This is a genomic window from Sunxiuqinia elliptica, assembly GCF_900113005.1.
Classification (GTDB): domain Bacteria; phylum Bacteroidota; class Bacteroidia; order Bacteroidales; family Prolixibacteraceae; genus Sunxiuqinia; species Sunxiuqinia elliptica.
Genome location: NZ_FONW01000014.1, coordinates 1 through 23,680, shown reverse-complemented (window position 1 = coordinate 23,680; position 23,680 = coordinate 1). Strand labels below are relative to the sequence as shown.

The 23,680-nt window shown below is 41.4% G+C and carries 18 protein-coding genes; 6 read left to right on the top strand and 12 right to left on the bottom strand.

Annotation, left to right across the window (positions count from 1 at the left end; all coding sequences use genetic code 11):
• The first annotated feature begins 13 nt into the window (after nt 1–13).
• Nucleotides 14–1,435 carry a pyruvate kinase gene (pyk, locus tag BM156_RS18370; protein WP_244525760.1) on the top strand — a complete coding sequence of 474 codons (1,422 nt, stop codon included), beginning with the start codon at nt 14–16 and terminating at the stop codon, nt 1,433–1,435.
• 52 nt (nt 1,436–1,487) lie between these two features.
• Here pyk and BM156_RS18365 read toward each other — a convergent pair whose 3' ends face one another.
• Nucleotides 1,488–2,138 carry an outer membrane lipoprotein periplasmic chaperone LolA1 gene (locus BM156_RS18365; protein WP_093921368.1) on the bottom strand — a complete coding sequence of 217 codons (651 nt, stop codon included), beginning with the start codon at nt 2,136–2,138 and terminating at the stop codon, nt 1,488–1,490.
• 17 nt (nt 2,139–2,155) lie between these two features.
• Nucleotides 2,156–4,579, bottom strand: a complete 2,424-nt coding sequence (locus BM156_RS18360; RefSeq protein ID WP_093921367.1) for a DNA translocase FtsK — start codon at nt 4,577–4,579, stop codon at nt 2,156–2,158.
• A 359-nt stretch (nt 4,580–4,938) separates the two neighbouring features.
• Between BM156_RS18360 and BM156_RS18355 the strand changes: the two genes are divergently transcribed.
• The gene (locus tag BM156_RS18355; protein WP_093921366.1) at nt 4,939–5,913 is read left to right on the top strand and encodes a carbamate kinase; all 975 of its coding nucleotides are present in this window, start codon (nt 4,939–4,941) and stop codon (nt 5,911–5,913) included.
• The gene (gene argF / locus BM156_RS18350; protein WP_093921365.1) at nt 5,910–6,908 is read left to right on the top strand and encodes an ornithine carbamoyltransferase; all 999 of its coding nucleotides are present in this window, start codon (nt 5,910–5,912) and stop codon (nt 6,906–6,908) included. The genes BM156_RS18355 and argF overlap by 4 nt, the downstream gene beginning before the upstream one ends.
• A 65-nt stretch (nt 6,909–6,973) precedes the next feature.
• Here argF and BM156_RS18345 read toward each other — a convergent pair whose 3' ends face one another.
• Nucleotides 6,974–9,028, bottom strand: a complete 2,055-nt coding sequence (locus BM156_RS18345; protein ID WP_093921364.1) for a TonB-dependent receptor plug domain-containing protein — start codon at nt 9,026–9,028, stop codon at nt 6,974–6,976.
• 611 nt (nt 9,029–9,639) lie between these two features.
• On the opposite strand from BM156_RS18345, the gene BM156_RS18340 reads away from it, so the two are divergent.
• Both BM156_RS18340 and BM156_RS18335 read left to right on the top strand, forming a co-directional pair.
• Entirely contained in the window at nt 9,640–10,146 is a 507-nt protein-coding gene (locus BM156_RS18340) for an RNA polymerase sigma factor (protein WP_093921363.1), read from the top strand.
• A 102-nt stretch (nt 10,147–10,248) separates the two neighbouring features.
• Nucleotides 10,249–10,800 (top strand): DJ-1 family glyoxalase III, encoded by a 552-nt coding sequence (locus BM156_RS18335; RefSeq protein ID WP_093921433.1) that lies wholly within the window; start codon nt 10,249–10,251, stop codon nt 10,798–10,800.
• 10 nt (nt 10,801–10,810) lie between these two features.
• On the opposite strand, the gene BM156_RS18330 is transcribed toward BM156_RS18335, so the two are convergent.
• The 9 genes from BM156_RS18330 to BM156_RS18290 form a co-directional block, all read right to left on the bottom strand.
• Nucleotides 10,811–12,838, bottom strand: coding sequence for an ATP-binding protein (locus BM156_RS18330; RefSeq protein ID WP_093921362.1), 2,028 nt, complete (start codon nt 12,836–12,838; stop codon nt 10,811–10,813).
• Nucleotides 12,839–13,021: 183 nt separating this feature from the next.
• Nucleotides 13,022–13,762, bottom strand: a complete 741-nt coding sequence (locus BM156_RS18325; protein ID WP_093921361.1) for a 3-keto-disaccharide hydrolase — start codon at nt 13,760–13,762, stop codon at nt 13,022–13,024.
• 162 nt (nt 13,763–13,924) lie between these two features.
• Entirely contained in the window at nt 13,925–17,614 is a 3,690-nt protein-coding gene (purL, locus tag BM156_RS18320; RefSeq protein ID WP_093921360.1) for a phosphoribosylformylglycinamidine synthase, read from the bottom strand.
• A 180-nt stretch (nt 17,615–17,794) separates the two neighbouring features.
• On the bottom strand, nt 17,795–18,337 hold the full coding sequence (locus BM156_RS18315) for a hypothetical protein (RefSeq protein WP_093921359.1): 543 nt from the start codon (nt 18,335–18,337) through the stop codon (nt 17,795–17,797).
• A complete protein-coding gene (locus BM156_RS18310; protein ID WP_093921358.1) occupies nt 18,321–18,845 on the bottom strand; it encodes an RNA polymerase sigma factor in 525 nt (174 codons plus the stop codon). Before BM156_RS18310 ends, BM156_RS18315 begins: the two co-directional genes overlap by 17 nt.
• A 106-nt stretch (nt 18,846–18,951) precedes the next feature.
• Nucleotides 18,952–19,575: an HAD family hydrolase gene (locus BM156_RS18305; RefSeq protein ID WP_093921357.1), complete on the bottom strand. Its 624-nt coding sequence runs from the start codon at nt 19,573–19,575 to the stop codon at nt 18,952–18,954.
• 3 nt (nt 19,576–19,578) lie between these two features.
• Entirely contained in the window at nt 19,579–19,968 is a 390-nt protein-coding gene (locus BM156_RS18300) for a VOC family protein (RefSeq protein ID WP_093921356.1), read from the bottom strand.
• 74 nt (nt 19,969–20,042) lie between these two features.
• Nucleotides 20,043–20,852 carry a helix-turn-helix domain-containing protein gene (locus BM156_RS18295; RefSeq protein WP_093921355.1) on the bottom strand — a complete coding sequence of 270 codons (810 nt, stop codon included), beginning with the start codon at nt 20,850–20,852 and terminating at the stop codon, nt 20,043–20,045.
• A 147-nt stretch (nt 20,853–20,999) separates the two neighbouring features.
• Nucleotides 21,000–22,625, bottom strand: coding sequence for a M20/M25/M40 family metallo-hydrolase (locus BM156_RS18290; protein ID WP_093921354.1), 1,626 nt, complete (start codon nt 22,623–22,625; stop codon nt 21,000–21,002).
• 477 nt (nt 22,626–23,102) lie between these two features.
• Between BM156_RS18290 and BM156_RS18285 the strand changes: the two genes are divergently transcribed.
• Nucleotides 23,103–23,680 (top strand): IS110 family transposase (locus BM156_RS18285; protein WP_170847013.1); only part of this gene is annotated, 578 nt, incomplete at its 3' end.

Sequence of the window (23,680 nt, the reverse complement as noted above, 5' to 3'; positions counted from 1 at the left end):
TTAAATGAAAGAAATGAAACATACCAAAATTGTCGCTACGATATCCGATAAAAGGTGCGAGCCCGAGTTCATAAAAGCCTTATATCAAGCAGGGATGAATGTTGCGAGGCTGAACACAGCCCACATTACTGAGGAGACAGCTTTAATGATGGTTAAAAATATACGCTCGGTATCTGACTCCATTGCCATTTTGGTTGACACCAAAGGCCCTGAAATCAGAACCACAAATCTTGAAGCCTCATTAGAAGTTTCGCAAGGAGAATTGGTTGAAGTATCCGGTTTATTGCGCACCAGCGAAAAAGGAAGAAAATCATTTTCGGTTTCCTACAGCGAATTCCACCGCGAAATACCTGCAGACGGAACCATCTTAATTGATGATGGCGAACTAGAACTTTCTGTACAAGAGAGACACGATGATTACGTACTATGCTTGGTTGAAAACCAAGGAGTAGTCAAAAACAGAAAAAGTGTAAACACCCCTGGGTTCAGTGTTAACCTTCCCTCAATCTCGGAACGAGACAAAGAATTTATTGAGTTTGCTGCTAAAAATGACTTGGACTTTATTGCCCACTCCTTTGTTCGCAACAAAGAGGATGTTCTAAAGGTGCGGGAACAATTGGATCAAAACGACAGCAAAATTCAAATCATTGCCAAAATTGAGAACCTGGATGGAGTAAACAACATCGATGAGATTTTGGATCATGCTTATGGAATTATGGTTGCCCGAGGTGATCTTGGAATTGAAATTGCTGCGGAAAAAATTCCTGGAATCCAACGCCAGCTAATCAAAAAGGCTGTCCAGCGTAAAAAGCCGGTGATCATTGCAACTCAAATGCTTCATAGCATGATTGAAAACCCTCGCCCAACCCGTGCTGAAGTGAGTGATGTGGCCAACGCAATCTTTTCGAGAACCGATGCGGTAATGCTTAGTGGAGAAACTGCTTATGGACAATATCCAGTAGAAGCGGTAGAATACATGAGCCGCATTGCCAAGCAAGTTGAAAGCAGCAAAGACAAACGAAATGACATTACAATTCCTGCAGTAAACAACGAAGTGGTGGCTTACCTGGCAGAAGCAGCCATCATGGCATCTGAGGAATTGAATACAAAAGCAATTGTAACCAACACATTGACGGGAAAAACAGCTCGTTATTTGGCAGCCTTCCGTGGGAAAAACCCAGTTTATGCTGCATGCTACGACATGTCGGTTGCTCGTCGCTTAGCACTTTCTTACGGTGTACGTTCTTTCTTAATAGAACCGAAGAAAAATAAATTCAAGATCGTTCGTTCCTCATTGAAAACCTTGGAAAGACAAGGAAAAGTGAGCATAAACGACACGGTAACTTATGTTGGTGGAAGCTTTGGAATTGGCGGAGGTTCAACCTTCATGGAGATTTCAACGGTCGAGCGCTTAACCTTCAAAGAAAAGGAATAAACATACAATTATTATAGAATCAAAAAAGGAGCTGAAATTCAGCTCCTTTTTTTTATCTCAAATCAATCACCTCAATGTCTGGATGTTTCGTTGAATCGAACTTAAAACTTTCGGCATTGGCCGGGACATCTGTTTTTAATTCTTCAACCACTACAATGTAGTTGTTTCCTTCCCTACCAACCATCTCGGCCCGGTGAATAAGCATCCGTTTCTTTTCAACCTGAATACGAATCTTGGAATACTCAATCTCCTCATTGTCCGGGAATAAGTCAATCACATAAACAGGAACTCCATCGATGGTCTTCTCTTCCACAAATTGGTATGAAAACCCTTGTTCATAAATGGTGAACAGCTTTGAAGGGTCCATCATTTCATTCATCTCATCATCAGCTTCAGCAACGGTCACCTCGCCTGCGTCTTTCATATACGTCCAGACTGTTTGTCCGTTGTTGAAGATCTCCATTCCTAGCTGTGATAGGTTTAAATGAAACATATCTCCTTTCAACAAGATCTCACCTTTATTTTCTTCATAAATTCCTTCTTCCTTATTTTCCATCACATAATTGAACGAAGCTTGAATAGAGGAATACCCCTTGGTGGCTTCGGTCACTTTTTCCAAAATTCCTTTGGCTTTCTCATCTTGCTGGGCGAACGATAAACTCCAGCAAAAAACTACGGTCATCAAAATTGCTAATCTCTTCATTATTTTCTCTAAATTTTTTACAGGCCATTCAATAATTGTTCCAAACTGTATTCATCTTGTACCAAAACCTGCCGAGCCTTGCTTCCTTCGCTCGGTCCAACAATTCCTGCGGCCTCCAGTTGGTCCATAATTCGTCCAGCTCGATTGTATCCAATTGAGAATTTACGTTGAATCATGGACGTAGACCCCATCTGGTTAACTACAATTATTCTTGCTGCATCGTTAAATAATTCGTCGCGGTTACTCAAATCAGTATCCAATGCTCCTCCTTCATCTTCGCCAACATACTCAGGCAATAAAAATGCGGTAGGATACCCCTGCTGCCCCGAAATGTGTTCACAAACCCGCTCAACTTCAGGTGTGTCAACAAAAGCACACTGCACACGCGTAATGTGACTTCCGGTAGCAATCAACATATCCCCTTTACCAATTAATTGGTTAGCCCCTGGCGTATCCAAAATAGTTCGAGAGTCAATCATTGAAGCTACTTTAAAAGCAATTCGGCTCGGGAAGTTTGCTTTAATTACCCCGGTAATGATGTTGGTTGACGGGCGCTGGGTTGCAATAATCATATGAATTCCAACGGCACGAGCCAACTGTGCAATACGTGCAATTGGCAACTCAACTTCCTTGCCGGCGGTCATAATCAAATCAGCAAACTCATCAATCACCACAACGATATAGGGTAAATAACGGTGTCCTTTCTCTGGATTCAAGCGACGACTAATAAATTTCTTATTGTACTCTTTAATATTACGTGCATGCGCCTTCTTCAGCAAATCATAACGGGTATCCATTTCAATATTGACTGAATTCAGCGTATACTTCACTTTCTGAATATCGGTAATGATTGGCTCCTCGTCATCCGGAAGCTTTGCCAAAAAGTGCTTCTCAATAGTCGAGTAAAGACTCATCTCCACCTTTTTGGGATCAATCAACACAAATTTCAATTGCGATGGGTGTTTCTTATACAGCAACGAGGTGATGATAGCATTCAACCCTACAGACTTTCCTTGCCCTGTGGCACCTGCCACCAAGATGTGGGGCATTTTAGCCAAGTCAATCAGGAAGGTTTCGTTTGAAATCGTCTTTCCTAGGACAACCGGAAGCTCAGCTGTACTTTCCTGAAACTTCTTCGAAGAAATGATGGAGCGCATCGATACGATTTCAGGCTGCTGATTTGGCACTTCAATACCAATTGTTCCACGTCCTGGAATTGGTGCAATAATCCGGATTCCTAATGCTGCCAAACTCAAGGCAATGTCATCCTCCAGGTTTTTAATCTTAGCAATTCGCACTCCCGGAGCAGGAACAATCTCATACAAGGTAATGGTTGGCCCAATGGTTGCACGAATTTTCGTAATCTCAATTTTATAGTTTCGGAGCGTTTCGACAATCTTGTTCTTATTGGTTATGAGCTCGTCATTGCTAACCTCAGCATTACCTGACGAGTGATCATCCAACAAATCGACTGATGGAAATTGATAGTTTGATAAATCCAGAGTTGGATCATAGTCCTCTGTAGCCTCTTGGGTATAATTTTCGTTTGTTTCTTCCTCCACCTTTTCGACCGTCATCTCCAAGCCTTCTTTATCTTCTTCCGGCTCTACTTCTTTCGCAGCCAATTGTTCCCGAACATTTTCCTGAATCTTTTCGCGGTCTAGTGAATTATCCAACACTACAGGTTGTTCTTCATCCGGATCGAAAATCGTCTCAATCGTATCATTCTCGTCAATCACTTTCGAGATATTTTCCTCTGGCTCCACTTCCGCTTGCACTTTAGCTTCACCTGTAGCTACCGCCTCCTCTACAACAGTCTCTCTCTTCTTGAAAACTTGTTTCAACCAAGGAATAAAATTGTCAAAGCTAAAGAGTATGATCAGGAATAAACTGCAAACTAAAAGGAAGAACGTGCCAACATAGCCAACCAACGAGCTCAACCATACTGCCAGAAAATATCCGTTCTCTCCTCCCAAGTATAAAAAGCTCTCGGTATTAATACTCATAAGCACCAATCCCAAAAACAAGGAGATCCAAAGCATGCTTACAAAAGCCAACACCATCGATCGCCAGTATTTCACCAACGGACGGTTAAAAAACTGAAATGCAGAAATCACCAACATAAAAACCAAAAGGAAGGAAGCAAGTCCAAATCCTCGATTAATAATGGCTTCTCCCAGGTATGCTCCAGTTTTTCCAGCCTTATTGTGAACTTTAATATCTGTATTGGCAAGCAATTCTCGCCATGACAAGTCTAATTTACTATGATCAGCATGTCCGGTAAACAAAAAAGAAATGAAAGCAATCAACAAGTAAAGGCCAAAGACCAGGAGGAATAAACCAACAGTATACTTAAACTTTTCCCCTGTCAAAAAGGATTTTAAACCAGTCAATTTGCTTGCTTTATTTGTTGTTTGTTTTCTTTTGGTCTTTTTAGCCATGAGGTAATTTTGAAATTTCGACTGCAAAGTTAACGAAATTTGAACAGCTTATTGTGTCCTGCAAAAGGCTTAAATTGGTAAAAAAATAGCTTTTTACGTTTAACTTTTTGACTTCCGTAGCCTTATTCGCACTGAATATTAACAAAAAACGACAGTCACAAGTAGGAATTCATAATTAAAGCATCGCTTAATCGGGGTTAATCGTCACCAGATTCAGTCCATTTTCATCAATCTAAAAGACGACAACAACTTTCTGTTTTACAACAGATTAAGAATCCTCAAACATTCCCGTCCATCATGCAATTTTTTACCATATTTTTCTATGTTTGTTTGGTTCGCTGATTTAAATCGTAAAAAGTATGACTCGTAAATTAGCAGTCGTCGCACTGGGAGGCAATGCCCTATTGCGAGACAATGAAGTAGGAACTATTGAAGAGCAGGAACGCAACACGACCGAAACGCTCGAGAACTTAGTTCATCTTATCCGAGAGGGCTACAATTTAGTTATCACCCATGGTAATGGCCCTCAAGTTGGAAACATTCTGATGCGCAACGACGCGGGAGAAGCAATGTATAACATTGCCCCCATGCCTTTAGACGTTTGCGTAGCTGATTCGCAAGGAGGCATTGGCTACATGATTGAACGGATGATGCGCAACGTGCTCAACAAACACAAAATAGACAAAAACATTATTTCTGTCATGAGCATGGTTACTGTAGATCCAGATGACGAAGCATTTCAAAATCCATCCAAACGCATTGGAAAGATTTATAACGAAACTGACGCCAACCAACTCAGCCAGTTGAAAGGTTGGCAGTTTAAGCCAAGTCCGAAACATGCCGGAGCCTTTCGTAGAGTAGTCCCCTCACCCACTCCCATTGATATCTTGAATCAAGAGATTATCGCCAATATGGTTAATGAGGGAAATATCGTCATTACAGCAGGAGGTGGTGGCATCCCGGTTTACTTAGATGGAGAGCAAAATGTTCGTACAGTAGATGCCGTTATTGATAAAGACATGACCTCAGCTCTTCTTGCCTCAAGCATCGGAGCCGACGAATTTTATATTCTAACTGATGTGCCTTATATCTTTAAAGATTTTGGATTACCAACCCAAGAGAAGTTAGAGTTTTTAAACTATAACGACACCTTACATTATTTAAATATTGGTACTTTTGGTGAAGGCAGCATGGCCCCAAAAATTAGAGCCTGCCTAAAATTCATTGAAAATGGAGGACAAAAAAGCGTCATTACCGAAGCCACCAAACTTGCCGATAAATCTTTTGGTTCAAAAATTACACTTGAATACGATAACAAAAAAATAGCACCATGATTCTAAATCTGAAAAATCGAAATTTCCTAAAACTTCTGGATTTCGCGCCAGAAGAAATTGCCCAATTGCTTGATCTTGCAGCAAAACTAAAAACAGATAAATACAACCACACAGAAGAGCAGCAGCTCATTGGAAAAAACATTGCATTGATTTTTGAAAAAACAAGCACCCGAACCCGTTGTGCTTTCGAGGTAGCAGCCTTCGACCAAGGAGCGCACGTTACTTACCTTGGCCCAAGTGGATCGCAAATAGGCCATAAAGAATCGATGAAAGATACTGCCCGTGTTTTAGGACGAATGTACGATGGTATTGAGTACCGCGGCTTTGGACAGGCCATTGTTGAAGAGCTGGGCCAATATGCTGGCGTTCCGGTTTGGAACGGACTCACCAACGAATTTCACCCCACCCAGATCCTTGCTGATTTTCTAACCATGAAAGAGCATGCCGACAAACCGTTACACAAAGTGTCATTCTGCTATCTCGGTGATGCCCGTAACAACATGGGTAACTCCTTAATGATTGGTGCGGCCAAAATGGGGATGGACTTCAGAGCGGCCGCCCCAAAAAGCTGTCAACCGGACGAAGAACTTGTTGCAACAGCTCAAGCAATTGCTCAAAAAACAGGTGCAAAAATCACCATTACCGAACATGTTGCAGAAGCTGTAAAAGACTGCGATTTTCTATACACCGATGTTTGGGTTTCCATGGGTGAACCTCAAGAAGTTTGGGAAGAACGAATTAAGCTACTACTTCCCTACCAAATCAACAATGAAGTGATGCAACTTACCGGTAATCCGAAAGTGAAATTCATGCATTGTCTGCCGGCATTTCACAATTGCGAAACGAAAGTAGGAAAAGAGATCTTCGATAAATTTAAAATTCAATCTATGGAAGTGAAGGAGGAAGTTTTTGAAAGTCCTGCATCCATTGTCTTTGACCAAGCTGAAAATCGTATGCATACGATAAAAGCAGTTATGGTTGCAACATTGGCTTAAGAAAACAACAAAGGGCACTCATTTTCCAGAGTGCCCTTTTCTTCTGATTACTTATTTTATTCCTATTATTTTAATTCAATCTGATAATTTAGCCCGAAACTAATCCACCGCCCGGGTTGCGCAATATTGCCCAAATCAACATACTGTTGATCAAACAAATTAGCCATAGAACACGATAACTGCAAACGTTCTGTTTTCCAATAAACCTTCAAGTCGGTCAGCCAAAACGATTCGTAATCGGCTTCACCAACATGGGCTTTGTCTTCAAATTGCGCATAGCTGCCATTGCGATCCTGAAAGCGGAAATTCCACGATGCTTGCAGATTTTTCCAAATTTGATGATCGACGGACAGCACCAATTTGTGCTTTAAATTGTCGAGCACATAATTCGAGAGAAAATCACTCTGGGCCTTATTCAACGAATTGTAAGCATAATTGGTGTTGATCTTCCGAATGAAAAACGGCTGTCCTATCATTGCAGGTACATCCAGACTGGCGATGAACTCAATCCCATTACTACTGATTTCCGTTAAGTTTCTCGTTTCCCACAAGAAATCTTCACTCTCCCGAACCCAGTCAATCAAATCCTTTCCAACGCGGTGATAATATCCGGTTTGCAAATGCAAGAAATCGGTATTCCATTTCACTCCTCCTTCAATTGTTGTTGAGCGCTCTGGTTTCAACGAAGGATTTCCTTTGTTTGTTGGACCATTGTAATAAAGGTCAGTAAAAGTTGGCATCCGTAACGACTTGTTGAACGATGCATAAAGCTTTACTGGATCCGAAACCTGATAACTCAAGTCAACGCCAGGATAAATATTCCATTCATAATTCAAATCCGAAATCCAATTGGCCATTGCTCCACCCGAAACGGTTAATTGCCCGATGTAAAAGGTATGCTCTCCAAAAAAAGATGCGGTCGTTCTGGAATGCGAATTGGTGAATTGCTGTCCGTCTTCACCCGGAACATCAATCGGCTCTTCCATCGGCTCTCCCAATACATTACTCCAGATATTCTCCGAACGAAACTCGGCTCCAAATGCGGTTTTTCCAAGAGCATTGGTAAACCAGCTGTTTAACGAAGTTCCCAAAACATCAGTCATGTGATAATTGTGACCTTTATACCAGGAAGCTGGTTCATCCCGAAACAACTCAAAGCGATCCTGATGCCTGCGCCAATACAGTGCTGGAGTGAAATGGACTTTGTTGCCAGTATCAAACTTAACAGAAGCAAAAGTTGTTCTGGTTTCTTCAAACTGGTTTGGATAAGCAGGCGTATAAAAACTATTCGCACCAAAAGCCTTGTTTGAAAAACCGGCTTGCATGTCTAATCGACCAGCATCTGTTTTCAATCGGCCATGATAAAAAAGGTTATATGTTTCAAAATCAGTATTCTCAATATAACCATCCGAAGCTTTATTATTAAACGCAAGGTAATTACTCAGCTTGCCCAGTTGTTTATTTGCCGAGAGATTAATGTCCCTTAACTGATGCTCGCCATAGCTTAAGTCTATGCCTAGTGCATCATTATCCGAGGGCTCTGTGACAATATTAATTGCACCAGCAAATGCGTTAGGACCGTAAACGCGAGCGGCAGGCCCTTCTAATACTTCGATACGTTTGATACTTTTGAAACTAACCGGTAAGTTGAAGTTGTGGTGACCGGTTTGGGGGTCGGAAAGATTGATGCCATTTAGTAGAATGAGTGTTTGGTCGAATGAACCTCCCCGAACTGAAACATCGGCTTGCACTCCATGGGTGCCTCTTTGTCTGATGTCAACACTCAATGCATACTCCAGAAGGTCTTGTAAACTATTGACCGGAGCCGCATCAATCTGATCTTTCTCAATCACGGAAATAATCCGTGCCACCTGCGAATAAGTCACAGGCGCTCGCTGGGCGCTAACCTCAATCTCATCAAGGTCATATTCCATATTAACTTCCAAAGAATCGGTTTGGGCAACAGCTTCGTTAATTCCTGCAACCAAAAAGTAGGTTACAGCCAACACTCCTATTCGAACTTGCTTTCGAAGTGCCTGAAACAACGAATACTTTTGACCTCCCCATCGTTTGAATGTCAACATTCCAGCCCGCTGTGGGTTAAAACTTAACTTTTTCATTGATTTCTATTACAAATAAGTAATCAGAGTCGGCAAAAGTAGAAATATCTTCTAAGACACAGAAATAAAAACTGGTTAAGCTTTATGCGAAATGTAGAAAACTAACCTCAACTGTAGACGATTACATACATCAAAAACGGGATCTCCTGAACATCTCAACGTTGCACAAATGCTTATAAAGCATTAAAAATCAAAAAGCTAACTTGCAGGCTGGAAACAATAAAAACAAACGAGGTTCAAAGTGCATAGAACTTGTGGGTAATATAGCCAGTAAAAAGAAAGAGAAACAACTAAAGGTGAGCTGGAAATGGACACGAAGAATTTGAACGAAACTAACAGATGTGCAATAAAAATTCTCTTTAAAGTACAAAACTGATTGTTCAATTCATAGCCAATCCAGATAAAAATTACTTGTTTGAGGACATAAATAAAAAGTCAAACATTTTTATGTAAACTCCGTAAGATATCATTAATAACTAATAATCAACAACTATCGATTTTCTTTATCGTGAATAAATAAAATCGAATAATAAAAGACCGTAAATTCCTTTTTTGAGAGTCCCTAGTTATTTATATTTGTTCTAAACAATAACAATAAAAAACACGCTGCCATGACACAAGTTCAATTTAACAACGCATTGCTTGGACTGCAAGACAAATTATTGTACTATGCACTTAGCCTGACAGCTGATCAGGAAAAAGCACAAGACCTGTTACAAGAGACTTTTCTTAAAGCGCTTACGTATCGTGACAAATTCACGCAAAACACGAATTTTAAGGCGTGGATTTACACCATCATGAAAAACACATTCATTAATAACTATCGTCGGAATGTGAAAGCGAAGAATACTTTTGATGGAGCGAACAACGATTTTCATTTGAAATTTTCAAAAGATAGAATTTATCCTTCACCAGATTCATTCTACAGTTCGAAAGAAATCATCAAAAACATCAACGCTTTAGAGAATGAATACAAAGTACCATTCAAAATGTTTCTTGATGGCTATAAATACAAAGAAATTGCAGACAAACTGAATCTTCCTTTAGGAACAGTAAAAAGTCGTATTTTCTTTACAAGAAAAAAATTGGAAAAAGCTTTAAAAGAGTATGCTAACTAATCGTTAGTCATTCTTAAAGTAATCATATCGGGTACAAAAAAGAATGGTTCGCCTTTGCGGATCATTTTTTTTATTTTTGTATTTCACGAAAACACCAAAGTCATGAAAAAAGTAGCAATCCACCTGGCAACAGGATTTGAAGAAGTTGAAGCCATCAGCATCATTGATGTGCTCAGGCGTGCAGGACTCAAGGTTATTACCGTTTCGATGGAAGACAAACGGGAAGTTACTGGTTCTCATCAAATTCAAGTGATTGCTGATACACTTTTTTCTGAGCTTGATTATCACTCTATTGATGCATTGATTTTACCTGGAGGCATGCCCGGAGCAAAAAACCTTGATGCCCACGCTGGCTTAAAAGAACAAATCCTCCAATTTGATCGGGACAAAAAATTACTGGGGGCGATTTGTGCCGCTCCGCTCGTTTTTGGACACTTGGACATTTTAAAAAACAAAGAAGTCGTTTGTTACCCAGGTCACGAACAAGAGTTATATGGAGCCAAAATCCAAACAACTCCAGTTGCTCAGGATGGCCATATTATCACCAGCAGAGGCGTTGGAACTGCTCTATTGTTTTCGCTAAAGTTGGTTGAACTCTTAGTTGACAAAGAGAAAGCGCAAGCCTTGGGGAAGGCCATGCTTGTTGAAATGTGATCGCAAACAATTAGGAACTCCGGGGAATGCTAAAGTAAAAGCGACTCCCCTGGCCGTTTTGACTATCAGCCCAGATGCTACCGCCATTCTTTGTAACAAACTCGTGACAAATAATTAAACCTAAACCCGAGCCATCCTCCTTTTTAGTACCTGGCTTGCGAACTTTGGAATCAATTCGGAATAGATTATTTAATTCCTCAGCTGGAATCCCAACTCCACTATCCTGAACACATACAGTTATTTTATCCTGTGTTGTATCAACAGTTGTTTTTACCCATCCGGCTTCATCCGTAAATTTGATGGCATTATGCATCAGGTTACGTAAAATCGTTTCAAGCATCATTGGATCCGCAAAAACGCCAACTTCATCAGGAACTTCAGCAATAAGCTGAATTTGTTTCTGATCAGCAGAAGGTTTCAGCAGGTTCTCGATACTCTTATAAATTGAATGGAAGTTTAATTCCTGTGGCGTATAAGTCAACCGACCAGTTTGAGAACGCGACCAATCCAGCAAATTTTGAAGTAGTCTAAAAATTGAGTTAGCTGATCGATAAATATCGGTCGCATACTTTTGTTTTTCATCGTCTGAAAAGCGATCATACTCCTTCGTCAGCAAATAAGAATAGCCCATCACCGTGTGAAATGGATTCTTCAAATCATGAGCAATAATCGAGAAGAACTTATTTTTGGACGCATTTAACCGCACGAGTTCTTTACGTTGCTCCTCAATCTTCCCATTCTTAAAGCTCAACAAGGCATTGGTTCGTCGTTTATTAAAATAGGCCAGCGAAACCAAAAAGATTGCCACAACCAACAACAGAATGGCAATAATCCCAAAAGCCCTCAGTTCCTTATCTCGCTTCATCTGCAAGCGATCCATTTCCCGCGAAGCATTTAATTGCTCTATTTCAGCTTCCTTCTGCTGTGTTTCATATTTCTTTTCCAGTTCGGCAATTTGCTGCAACTGCTCTTGCTGTAACAGGCTATCTTTAAAAAAGCTGTGCTGCTTAAAAGCATTATAAGCTTTCCGGACATCGCCCATTCGCTCGTAGGTCAAGGCCATATCCATATAATTCAATTGCATCAGGTAGAAGTCTTTCTCTTCGCCTTCCAGCAAATTCAAACTGGACTGAAAAGTTTCTATTGCCCGATTGTAATTACCAAGCTCGCGTTCAACACTTGCCAAACCTTCCAAAGCATAGGCCTTGCTTCTTCGATCATGTAATTCATCGAATACTCCAATCGCATCCCGATAATAGCCCAATGCCAGCTCCAAGCTATCGCCAGTATTCACATAAATGTTTGCAATATTATTGAGGGCAATCGCCTCTCGCTGATGATTTTCCAACGCTCGAAATAACAACAGTGCCTTATTGTAATACACTTTGGATGAGTCGTATTCTTCCAGGTTGTAATAAGCAACTCCTACCCCGTTTAAATTAACTGCCAAGCTACTACGATCATGAATACTGCTATTTAAATTAGCAGCCTCTTGGTAATTCCTAATCGCTTTTTCATACTCTCCCAAGCGCGAAAAAACCATGGCCAGATTCGAATTCACATGTGCAACTCCTTCAATATTATCCGTTCCTTTAAAAAACGATAAGGCCCTATAAAAGCGCTCTCCGGCTAAATTGTACTCCCCTCTGAAATAATGCACCAAGCCAATTGAATTCAATGTTTCTCCTAGATTCACCGAATCATTCAGTGCCATAAAAATAGACTGAGCTTCTCCGTATAAATTCAAAGCAGGTTCGTAAACATCAAAGTAGTAATAGCACTCGGCTTTATTGAATAAGGCTAAACCAAGCAATAGAGAATCTTCAAGGGATTTTGACAAGCTGATTGCTTCATCGGCAAACTGAATACTCCTGCTGCTGTCTTGCTGAGCGTAGCTGTGGGCTAACTGCACCAAAGCTTTTGCTTTTTCCGTCTCTTCTAAATGTGGTAATTCAACAAGAAGACTATCTGCTGAGGATTGTCCCAAAGCAAAAAAGTAGATTAGCAAGCAAGTGATATTCAAAAGCAAGTATTTCATCAAGCAATCTGATCTTCCTACAAAGATGCTTATTTTTAATGAACTTCTACTCAGATCATCAAGAGAAATCGGGAGCTCTCCTCGCAAAGCACCTGACTACCTGCTAATTCAGCAACAAAACGACCACTTCCCAAAGTTTTTATACCCGAAAGTGGTCGTTTATTGTAATTTAAATAAATTCAGCTAGAGCTCGCGAATTTTAATGTTCCGGAACCAGATTGGATAGCCGTGATCCTGCAGCCCAATGTAACCTTCACGGGCAATTCCTTCGGTAAATCCCGGGAAGTTTTTAAACTTACTATCCTGAACCATTTTGTCCCACTCCGGCGTCCACAAGGTATATGAAAGTACCTCCGTTCCATTCATGGTATGCGCAACCTTACCATCTTTTACTTTAATGACCACTGTATTCCAACTGCCGGCTGGATTTACCGTCTTTGGATCAGCTGGAATCATGTCGTAAAGTGAGCCGGCCAAGTGACTGGCAATTTTGTTATCCGAAGCATTGTCGTTATCCAGAATTTGTACTTCAGGAGCTGCAAAGTAAATGGGCTTACCAGGCACTTCGCGCACATAATAGAAAATACCTGAATTCCCTTGCTCACTGGCCTTCCAGTCAATCGACAATTCGAAATTCTTAAACTTCTTATCACCGAACAAGATGTCGCCACCCGCTCCGTGCCCAGGTTGCTTTCCTTCGCCAATCAGCACTTTCATCGCATCGTCCTCCAAGGTCCAATTCGCTGGCATAGCCTGCCCGTTGCATTGACGCCAACCATCAAAGTTTTTCCCGTTGAACAACAACACCCAACCTTCCTTCTTTTCCGCTTTGGACAGTTTATTGACTTTTTGAGCTGAAGACACAAGAGCCCCCAATGTGAATACCGCCACCATCAAGATGGTCATAAAATGATCTCTTCTCATGATTTAATTTTAAAATGCACAGAATTGTGCCATGAATAAATTAGTTATTTAGGTTATCGCTACCAAATGTAACAAAATGGTCTTTTTAAACCTATTGCTCAAGAGCAAAAAGAGATCCGTGCAACCCATAAAAAAGGCCCTCCAGTGGAGAGCCTCTTTGCTTTATTGTTTATTCTTTTTAATCCATTCTCGTGCATTAACAAATGCTTCGATCCAGGGAGCCAACTCATCTTTCTTCCGGTCGGCTGGATAATAAGGCCAGTGCCAAGGTTTAAATGCCCGTTCCATATGAGGCATCATCGCCAAGTGGCGTCCGTCTTTCGAGCAAAGCGAAGCCGTATTATAATCCGAACCATTTGGGTTCGCCGGATAAAAATCGTAGCTGTATTTGTAAGGAATATGATACTGATCCTCTGCATAAGGTAAGCTGAACTTTCCTTCGCCGTGGGCAATCCAAACACCCAGTTTCATACCAGCCATCGACTGCAACATCACTGAATTGTTCTCAGCAATTTCAACATTAACAAAAGCTGACTCGAATTTATGCGACTCGTTGTGCAACATCTTTGGCATTTGCTCATGCTCTGGATAAAGCAATCCCAATTCAACCATCAACTGGCAACCGTTACACACTCCTAAACTCAAAGTGTCCTTCCGCTTGTAGAAATTTTCCAGTGCAATGCGAGCTTTTTCGTTGTATTTAAAAGCTCCGGCCCAACCTTTAGCCGATCCCAGAACATCAGAATTTGAGAAGCCACCGACAAAAACGATCAGGTTAACATCTTCCAAAGTTTCGCGTCCTGCAATCAGGTCGGTCATATGCACGTCTTTCACATCCATTCCGGCCAGGTACAACATGTAAGCCATTTCCCGGTCGCCATTCACTCCTTTTTCGCGAATGATGGCAGCTTTCACGCCACTGGCAACTCTACGCTTCAGGTCAATTCCATAATCGGCAGCCTTGCCTGTAAAGTTTTTGAAATCGTATTTTAGCTCATTGTTCTTGTAGTTTTTGAAACGCTCCAAAGCCAGTTTCTCACCACTTTGTTTGCGATCCATCAAATAAGATGATTTAAACCACAATTCGCGCAATGAATCGATATCCAAATCAAATTGAGCATCGAAGTTCTTCACCGTGAAACTGCGTTTCTCAGCTGGCTGCCCAATCTTCACAAATTTCACCCCTTCTGCAGCCAACTTCGCTTCAAGACTATCAGCATCCGCTGCCTGAATAACAATTCCCGGATTTTCATTGAAGAATACTTTGGTGGTATCTTGCTCTCCCAGTCCGGTCAAATCCAACTGCAAGCCTGTTTCATTATCACTGAAACACATTTCCAGCAAGCTGGTGATCAAACCACCAGAAGCTACATCGTGACCAGCAACAATTAGCTCATCTTCAATCAGGTTTTGAACAGCGTTAAACGCTTTTACAAAATAGGCAGGATCAGCAACTGTTGGTGCTGTATGTCCCATTTTATTGATGATTTGTCCAAAAGCACTTCCGCCCAATGCAAAAGGCACGGAAGAAAAATCGATGTAATATAATGGTTTGGAAGCATCATTTACCGCAACAGGCTCAACGACCTTTTTCACATCGGTTACCTCTCCTGAGGCTGAGATGATCACGGTTCCTGGTGAGTAAACAACATCGTCCTTGTATTTTTGAGTCATCGACATGGAATCCTTTCCAGTTGGAATATTGATTCCCAAAGCGCAGGCAAAATCACTGGCGGCTTTAACAGCTTTGTAAATTCGGGCGTTTTCTCCCGGATTTTTAGCTGGCCACATCCAGTTGGCGCTCAACGATACACTTCTAATTTCATCAGGCATTGGAGCCCAAATAATGTTCGTCAACGATTCGGCAATGGATAACACAGAACCGCTTTCTGCGTCAATCATTCCTGCTACCGGCGCATGACCGATACTTGTTGCCAAACCACTTTTTCCTTGATAATCCAATGTAATCACACCAAGGTTATTCAATGGCAAGTGCAATTTTCCAGCTCCTTGCTGCTTCGCAATCCGTCCGGTTACTGAGCGGTCTACTTTATTGGTTAACCAGTCTTTACAAGCCACTGACTCCAATTGAAGCACATCTTCCAAATAGCCTTCAATTTGCTCTTGCTCATAAGCTACATCAGCAAAATTAGGCACCTCTGTCGTGTCTGTCAATTCAGTCTTTGGTGAATTTCCAAACATGTAAGCCAATTGCCAGTCAATTGACTTCTCGCCTGTTTTTGAATTCTCGAAAGTGAACTGCATATCACCAGTAGTCTCTCCAATAACATACATCGGAGAACGCTCGCGGTCTGCAATTTTCTTCAACAGCTCAACATGCTTTTCACGCATCACCAAGCCCATCCGTTCTTGCGACTCGTTTCCAATAATCTCTTTTTGAGATAGCGTTGGGTCACCCACGGGTAATTTGCTCGTATCGATTTTACCTCCGGTTTCTTCCACTAGCTCAGACAAGCAGTTCAAGTGGCCTCCGGCACCATGGTCGTGAATCGAGACAATAGGATTATCATCTGATTCTGACAAGGCACGAATGGCGTTGTAAGCCCGCTTTTGCATTTCCGGGTTTGCTCGCTGAACAGCATTTAGCTCAATGGCATTTTCAAACTCACCGGTAGCAACTGAAGAAACAGCTCCCCCACCCATTCCGATGCGGTAGTTATCTCCTCCTAGCAGCACGACCTTATCGCCAATACCTGGTTTATCTTTTAAACTATCTTTCTTCGCGCCAAAGCCAATTCCTCCGGCTAGCATGATCACTTTATCGTAACCATACTTCTTGTAATTTTCGAAATGCTCAAAAGTCAAAACCGAACCGGTAATCAGCGGTTGTCCAAATTTGTTTCCAAAATCGCTGGCTCCGTTCGATGCTTTAATCAAAATTTCTTCCGGCGTTTGGTACAACCAAGGACGCTCCTCAGTCGCTTGCTCCCAATTACGGGCACCTTCGGTACGTGGATAAGAAGTCATGTAAACGGCAGTACCAGCAATCGGTAAACTTCCTTTTCCTCCGGCGATCCGGTCGCGAATTTCACCACCAGTTCCGGTAGCAGCTCCGTTGAAAGGCTCTACTGTTGTTGGGAAGTTGTGCGTTTCAGCTTTCAACGAAAGCACGGTTTCAATATCTTTTACTTCGAAAAAGTCTGGTTTATCCTGTGTTTTAGGAGCGAATTGCTCAACAACCGGTCCCTGCACAAATGAGCAGTTATCTTTATAGGCCGAAACAATTTTATTTGGATTTTCCTTTGATGTTTTCTTGATCAACTGGAAAAGCGACATTTCCTGCTCTTTGCCATCAATCACAAACGTTCCGTTGAAAATCTTATGCCGACAATGCTCCGAGTTTACTTGCGAGAAGCCAAACACTTCACCATCGGTCAATTTACGCCCCATTTTCTCAGCAACCGAATTCAGATAAGCAATTTCATCTTCACTCAATGCCAGACCTTCTTGCTCATTATAAGCAGCAATGTCATCAATTTCCAAAATTGGCTCAGGCTTTTTATCAATGGTAAACAAGTCCTGTTTCAGCCCTTCATACATTGCTTTCAGCATTGGGTCATACCCTGCAGTGCGATCCGGAACCTGCACAAATTCTTCCATCCGGATAATGCCTTCGATTCCCATATTCTGGGTAATCTCAACCGCATTGGTACTCCATGGGGTAATCATTTCTTTTCGAGGGCCAACAAAAAAGCCTGCTAGAGAATCTTGATCTACCAGGCTGGCATCACCGAACAACCAGTTCAGTTTCTGAATGTTTTCATCTGTTAAAGAAACAGATGCGTGAACAGCAATCACACTATCCTGGCGGGTTTTAAAGAATAAAATCATGTTGAATCGGTTAATGATTAAGTGATATGTTATAAAACACGCCACAAAGATAAAAATTCCTTATGAAGATTCATCCCCACTGCTTTAAAAGAAAGAAAATGTGAAAAACTAGGGCTAGTTGTTCATATCCTCTAGCTGCTGATTTTACAGTTCCCCGATGAGAAAATACCTCTCACTGGACTATTCTCCTTCAATCTCTCTAATCATGGCACGGGCAGCATCGCGCAAAGGCTTATAGCTCACCCTCCAGATTAGCAAGCCAATTCCAATCGACACCAAGACTGTTCCCCCAAATACCAATTGCACCCAAATTACATCAAAACCCAAGGATGAATTGAAAACCAGGCCTAGGTCGACAAAAATAATTCCCAGAAGTGCCCACAATGTTTTTACTTGGAAAGGCTGATAACGCGCCACAGCTTTCTTCAACATCAACAGTGTTGGCTGCGAGTAATCCACGGTATTATAAGTCTTATGGTAATATCGAAATAGCAAAGCAAAATTAAGCATCGCCAACAAAAAGAAGCCACTTCCCAAAATATCTTTCACCGGACTTCCATCAATTATATGAACAAGAATTAGAATGAAATAGACTGGCAATAAGATCCAATACATAATTTGCAAGCGCTTACTCATGCCTGCATATTGCTTATCTTTTTTTATGAGCTTCTCGGTAAGCTCTGGCAGCCTGACTTGCTGCTCCTTTTTATTGGTTTCTTTCATCCTGACCTCCTGCTAATTTGGTTTTTAACTGTCCCTTGACGCGGTGAATTTTTACTTTCACATTTGATTCGGTGATTCCAATCACTTCTGCGATTTCCTTCATGCTCAATCCCTCCAGCATCAAGGAAATTAAAGCCTTATCGATGACCGAAAGTAGATTTAACTCATTCTGAAGGTGCTCCAACTGCCTCTCCTCGGTAAGCTTATGTTCCAGGCCTTCATCATCCAACACTGAGCTCAAATACTGGTTATCAGCTTTAACCATAAGCTTCATGTGTTTGTATGCTTTTCCGGTAAAACTTAGCGACGTGTTGACGGCCACCCGGTAGATCCAGGTACTAATGGCAGCATCACCTCTGAAATTGTCCAGGCTTTTCCAAATATTGACCAGTACTTCCTGGTACATGTCTTTTTGATCATCAACATTGGAATTGTAGTAGCTGCAAATCCGCTTTATCCGATCGCTGTTATCGGCTATCAGCTGATTAAATTGTTCTTCCTTTTTCAATGGTTGAAGTTTTTATTTGCTACTTAGTACCCGAGCAATTGGATTAGTTACATTTCAAATTACAGGATTCTTAAAAATATTGTCGGATTTAGCTTTGAGAAAACTTTCAGGATAGAATTGTTTGATCGATTTGAATACCCAATTTTACCAGCTCTTCTTTCAAATTAACCTGTTCGCTATAATGAACGACTTTAAAGCCTAGTTCGAGAGCCGCATCAATATTCGGCTTGCTATCATCAATGAATACCGACTCTCCGGGAATCAAGTCGTAACGCTCAAGCAGCCGTTGATAAATGCGGTGATCCGGCTTGATCAGCTTTTCTTCTCCTGAGACAACAATCCCATCGAGCGCTTTGAAAAACGGGTATTTGCGATAGGCCAGAGGAAATGTTTCGGCTGACCAATTTGTCAAACCAAACAAACGATAGTTTGGCTTTAGCGCTTCAATCAATGAGCTATTTTCGGCGATATCGCCTCCAACCGTTTCGAGCCAACGAGAAAAGTATTGGGCAATTTCGTCCTTATACTGTGGATGCTCTTCACTCAGCAGCCGGATTGCTTCTTCAAACGTGCGTCCTTCATCCTGTTTCAGGTTCCATTCGCTACTGCAAACTTCCTTTAAGAAAAAATGCATCTCGTTTTCGTCATCAAAAACTTTCCGAAACAGGTACTCCGGATTCCAGTCAATTAAAACACCTCCAAAGTCAAAAATGATATTTTTTATTGCCATAATTTATGCTGTTATTTCGATTATATTTCCTTCACAGTCTTTCACTACACTTTCGTAATAACCATCGCCGGTTTCCCGAGGCTCGCCAACAATTTCATACCCATCGGAGCGTAAGCGGCGGGTAAACTCGTCAACCACCATCTTGTTTCCCACAGCAATGGCAAAGTGTGTTATGCCCAATGAGACGGCATGATTCGCCCGAAAAGAAGCCATCTCGGTTTGATGCATCAGCTCAATGCGAGTAGAAGCGCCGTCAAAATAAAGAAAATAAGAAGAAAAACCTTTCTTCGGATTAACATATTTTGCACTACACTTCATATTAAAATACCTTACATAGAAGTTCTTGACTTTCTCCAAGTCACTCGTCCAAATTGCTAAATGTTCTATTTTCATGACCTATTTGGTGTTAAGATTAGAACACAAAGCTAGCTTCCAGCCCAAGTACAAAATTGTATATTTTAAACAAGCTAAAGCAACCTGAAGTTATAATTTACAATTTGAGTTTCGCGATCAGCCAGTTTGATCAACGATTGGTACTCGGAAGGAGTATGATTTAAAAAGAGCTTGAATTCACGAATAAAATGGGCCTGATCAAAATACCCGGAATTCACGCTAATCTCCGTAAGTTTATCGGGACTATCAATCAATTGGCAAAGTGACTTTCGAAACTTAATCAATCGCTCAATCTTTTTAGGTGAGATTCCTACAATCCTGGAAAATTTCCGGTTCAAACTCGTATAGTTTGTTCCTGTCTGCAAACAATAGTCTTCAATTGACGAAGCTTCATCGTTCCACCGAAAATGCTGGTAGAAGTCACGGACCACTCGAATTGTTTCGGCTGCTTTGGGCTCGATAAGTTCTTGCAACAGAGCTTCGATTGCTTCAACCGCTAAAGCATCTCCGCCTTCATCGATGCGCTTTTTAAGAATATCAAATTGCTCAAGACTCATCGGGCAATCCATTGAATTATTTACCAACTGCTTTCCCGGTACTTGAAAAAAAGGATAGCTTCCAAAAGCGTAAAAGCGAATGCCCAATAACTTAGTTCCTGCAGGATAACTCAAGGTCGTATTCTTCAGCGAAACACCTTCCAACTGAGGCGTTCGAACGAGTCGGTCTTCATAGCTATAAGAAGAACGACCCAAAGGAATTATCAGGCTGACATACTGATTCGGAGGGACCTGTAACTGGATGGCTTCTCCGGGATTCTCCATCACCCAAATTTGATCTACCAAGTCAGCAAATAAACACGGCTTATTGACTTTAAATTCAAGCAAATTGGTTTTCGTTTTAAGTATAGTTTCAGCAGAATGTGGTCACGTAAAAATAACAAAACTCAATCTGCATCCCTCTATCCTTAGGGAAAAACAGATTGAGTTTTTCAATATTTTAATACGTCTGTGAGAATTTGGAAGTAAAGCCAACTACTCCTTAATTAGCTCCGGCTTATTGGCAAACTCCCACATATCAAGATAAGAGAGTTTGATGATGTCTTCCAGTTTTCGCCAATTAATCAGCTCCACATGATCCGACGCCTGATGATAATCCGTGTGTCCTCCGGTATGGAACCAGAAAATTGGAATATCTCGCTTGGCAAACCCGCTGTTATCGCTTCCTCCAACGGGTTTCTCCACTGCGCTAAAATTCACATCCAAGTCTAGCTCGAAGTTCTCAATGTGTTCTTTTGATGTTTCCTTTAAACTTGTGGCTGCTTCGGTATAAATCATCGCCACTTTATTTCCCGGAGCATTGGGAGAACCATTCCTGCCCACCATGTCGAAATTGAGGTAAAGCATCACTTGGTCCATTTCGTCAAAAGTCTCAATAAAATGACGCGATCCGAGCAAACCACGTTCTTCGCCATCCCACAATGCAAAAATGATGGTGCACTGGGGTTTTACGCTTGATTCGATAAAAGCTTTGGCGATGGTAGTCACCGCAACAACTCCCGAACCATTGTCGTCGGCACCGTTCCAAATATGACCGTTGTGTTTTCCCAGATGATCGTAATGGGCTCCCACAACCATGATTTTGTTGGGATTTTCACCTTCGATACGAGCTAAAATATTACGAAGTCCCAACACCTTGGTTTGCGCATTCACATCGATTTCCAGTTCTCCTTCTACTGCCTGCGAGTTTGTTTTGAACTTGGCAGCCTTGCCTACTGTCTCGTCTATGGTCGGGCCTTTCTCTCCTAAAATTTCTTCCAACATTTGTTTGGAAATCGAAATTACAGGTAAAGTGTGTTTATCACTCGGAAGCCTCAATTTTTTGTCATAAAAACTATCGGGTTTCGTATCGCTTTCCAGCATAGCCTCATTATAACGGAAAGCCGGATTAGCTCTCCAATCATGCTGCTCATCTTTCTGCGGATCATATTCCAATATGGCTACAGCACCTTTATCAAATGCTGTTGTATTCTTCTCCCTACTACTTATTTTTAGCTCCTTATCGGCAATCAAGCGGGCTGCTTTTGAGTCAGGAGCTCCATCGCCTGGAAGCCCGGCAAGACGAACCACTATTTTGCCCTTCACATCAACACCGCTAAAATCGTTCCATCCCAATTCTTTGTTTTCGATGCCGTAGCCCACAAATACAAGCGGTGCTTTTACGGTTCGGCTCTGACTGACAAAGGACACATCAAAATCGGTTTTATATTGAAAGCCTACTGTTTCATTTTCCCGCACAAGACTTATCGCCTGTGCTTCTGAAGGTTGAACCTCAATTGCGGAAAACTCCTGAAAATATGAAGTTAATTTTTCATCTTCCAGTCCAAGCAGTTTTTGGTAGCGATTGGGAGTCAATGTTTGCTCATCGCCGTTGGGTTTTAAAGTATAGAGCTTAAATAAGCTCGCCAAATAATCACCCGCCAGGTAATTTCCAGCTGTTCCTGCTTCGCGGCCCTCCATCCAGTCGGATGCTAAAAATTCGAGTTGCGCTTGAATAACATCCCGATTAATGGTCTCCAATCCCTTCGCTTTCCCCTCGTTTTGTGCCAACAATGACAAATAGAAAGTTGACGCAAAAATTACAGTCAATAAATATTTCATAGTTCCTCGCTTACTGAAGTTTTAAAAAAATTTTCATAACTATTGAATAGATGTGCAAGATAATTAAAAATTATTCTTTCATCAGGATCAAAGGAAAGCCTGCCTTTTTACACCATTAGATTTAGCGTAGAATAAACATTTTCAGCCATGAGCAGCTCTACCAAACAATGAATTCGAAATGTGTACGATGAAGTTATACGGTGTGCTTGAGTGAAAGTAGAAGCCTTTTTTATTGCGGATTCCCATGACTAACTGAGGATACAGGTTATTTGGTTTGTGTGGGTTGCCAAGACATTGCTAAAGATGACCTGATTGTAAATCCCGATCTGTTGGCGTTGCAAACGCTTTCTCATTACCCCCTTGTTACCGCTTCGCTCAAACAAGTCCCTATGTTTGTAATTCGTGCTTCCAAAAAGGAAGCATAAGCCAATGAGTATTATTTTTGATTTAGTGATAACCAATAAAACTCAGAGACTTATGCTAACACAAAAGACGGGATTAGATTTTAAGGGACAAAATATTTTTGTCGGAATTGATGTTCATCTGAAAAGCTGGACGGTCACAATACTAACGGATTCTCTAATGCACAAAACGTTTACGCAGCCAGCTTGTGCTGAGACATTGTGTAATTATCTGCATCGTAATTTCCCCCAAGCGGATTACCATTCGGTTTATGAAGCTGGCTATAGTGGTTTTTGGACTCATTATCAATTAAAGTCAATGGGAATAAATAACATGGTTACTAACCCTGCGGATGTTCCGACTTCACAAAAGGAACAGTTGCAAAAAGATGACCCGACAGACAGCCGGAAACTTGCCCGTTCGTTACGGGCCGGCGAATTGACGGCAATATATGTTCCTGCCCAATCGACATTGGAAGACCGGTCACTTGTCCGTATACGGGCCACAATGGTTAAGGACATGGTAAGATTCAAGCAACGAATAAAATCATTCTTGTATTTTTATGGAATTCCATTTCCCCCTCAATTCGAAAAGTCAGGCTCCCACTGGTCAAAACGGTTTATGAAATGGCTTGGCGAAGAAGTATCACTCCA

Excerpts from the sequence above, each read along its gene's own strand:
- pyk (WP_244525760.1), top strand. The coding sequence starts at position 14 with ATGAAACATACCAAAATTGTCGCTACGATATCCGATAAAAGGTGCGAG.
- BM156_RS18365 (WP_093921368.1), bottom strand. The coding sequence starts at position 2,138 with ATGAAGAGATTAGCAATTTTGATGACCGTAGTTTTTTGCTGGAGTTTA.
- BM156_RS18360 (WP_093921367.1), bottom strand. The coding sequence starts at position 4,579 with ATGGCTAAAAAGACCAAAAGAAAACAAACAACAAATAAAGCAAGCAAA.
- BM156_RS18355 (WP_093921366.1), top strand. The coding sequence starts at position 4,939 with ATGACTCGTAAATTAGCAGTCGTCGCACTGGGAGGCAATGCCCTATTG.
- argF (WP_093921365.1), top strand. The coding sequence starts at position 5,910 with ATGATTCTAAATCTGAAAAATCGAAATTTCCTAAAACTTCTGGATTTC.
- BM156_RS18345 (WP_093921364.1), bottom strand. The coding sequence starts at position 9,028 with ATGAAAAAGTTAAGTTTTAACCCACAGCGGGCTGGAATGTTGACATTC.
- BM156_RS18340 (WP_093921363.1), top strand. The coding sequence starts at position 9,640 with ATGACACAAGTTCAATTTAACAACGCATTGCTTGGACTGCAAGACAAA.
- BM156_RS18335 (WP_093921433.1), top strand. The coding sequence starts at position 10,249 with ATGAAAAAAGTAGCAATCCACCTGGCAACAGGATTTGAAGAAGTTGAA.
- BM156_RS18330 (WP_093921362.1), bottom strand. The coding sequence starts at position 12,838 with ATGAAATACTTGCTTTTGAATATCACTTGCTTGCTAATCTACTTTTTT.
- BM156_RS18325 (WP_093921361.1), bottom strand. The coding sequence starts at position 13,762 with ATGAGAAGAGATCATTTTATGACCATCTTGATGGTGGCGGTATTCACA.
- purL (WP_093921360.1), bottom strand. The coding sequence starts at position 17,614 with ATGATTTTATTCTTTAAAACCCGCCAGGATAGTGTGATTGCTGTTCAC.
- BM156_RS18315 (WP_093921359.1), bottom strand. The coding sequence starts at position 18,337 with ATGAAAGAAACCAATAAAAAGGAGCAGCAAGTCAGGCTGCCAGAGCTT.
- BM156_RS18305 (WP_093921357.1), bottom strand. The coding sequence starts at position 19,575 with ATGGCAATAAAAAATATCATTTTTGACTTTGGAGGTGTTTTAATTGAC.
- BM156_RS18300 (WP_093921356.1), bottom strand. The coding sequence starts at position 19,968 with ATGAAAATAGAACATTTAGCAATTTGGACGAGTGACTTGGAGAAAGTC.
- BM156_RS18290 (WP_093921354.1), bottom strand. The coding sequence starts at position 22,625 with ATGAAATATTTATTGACTGTAATTTTTGCGTCAACTTTCTATTTGTCA.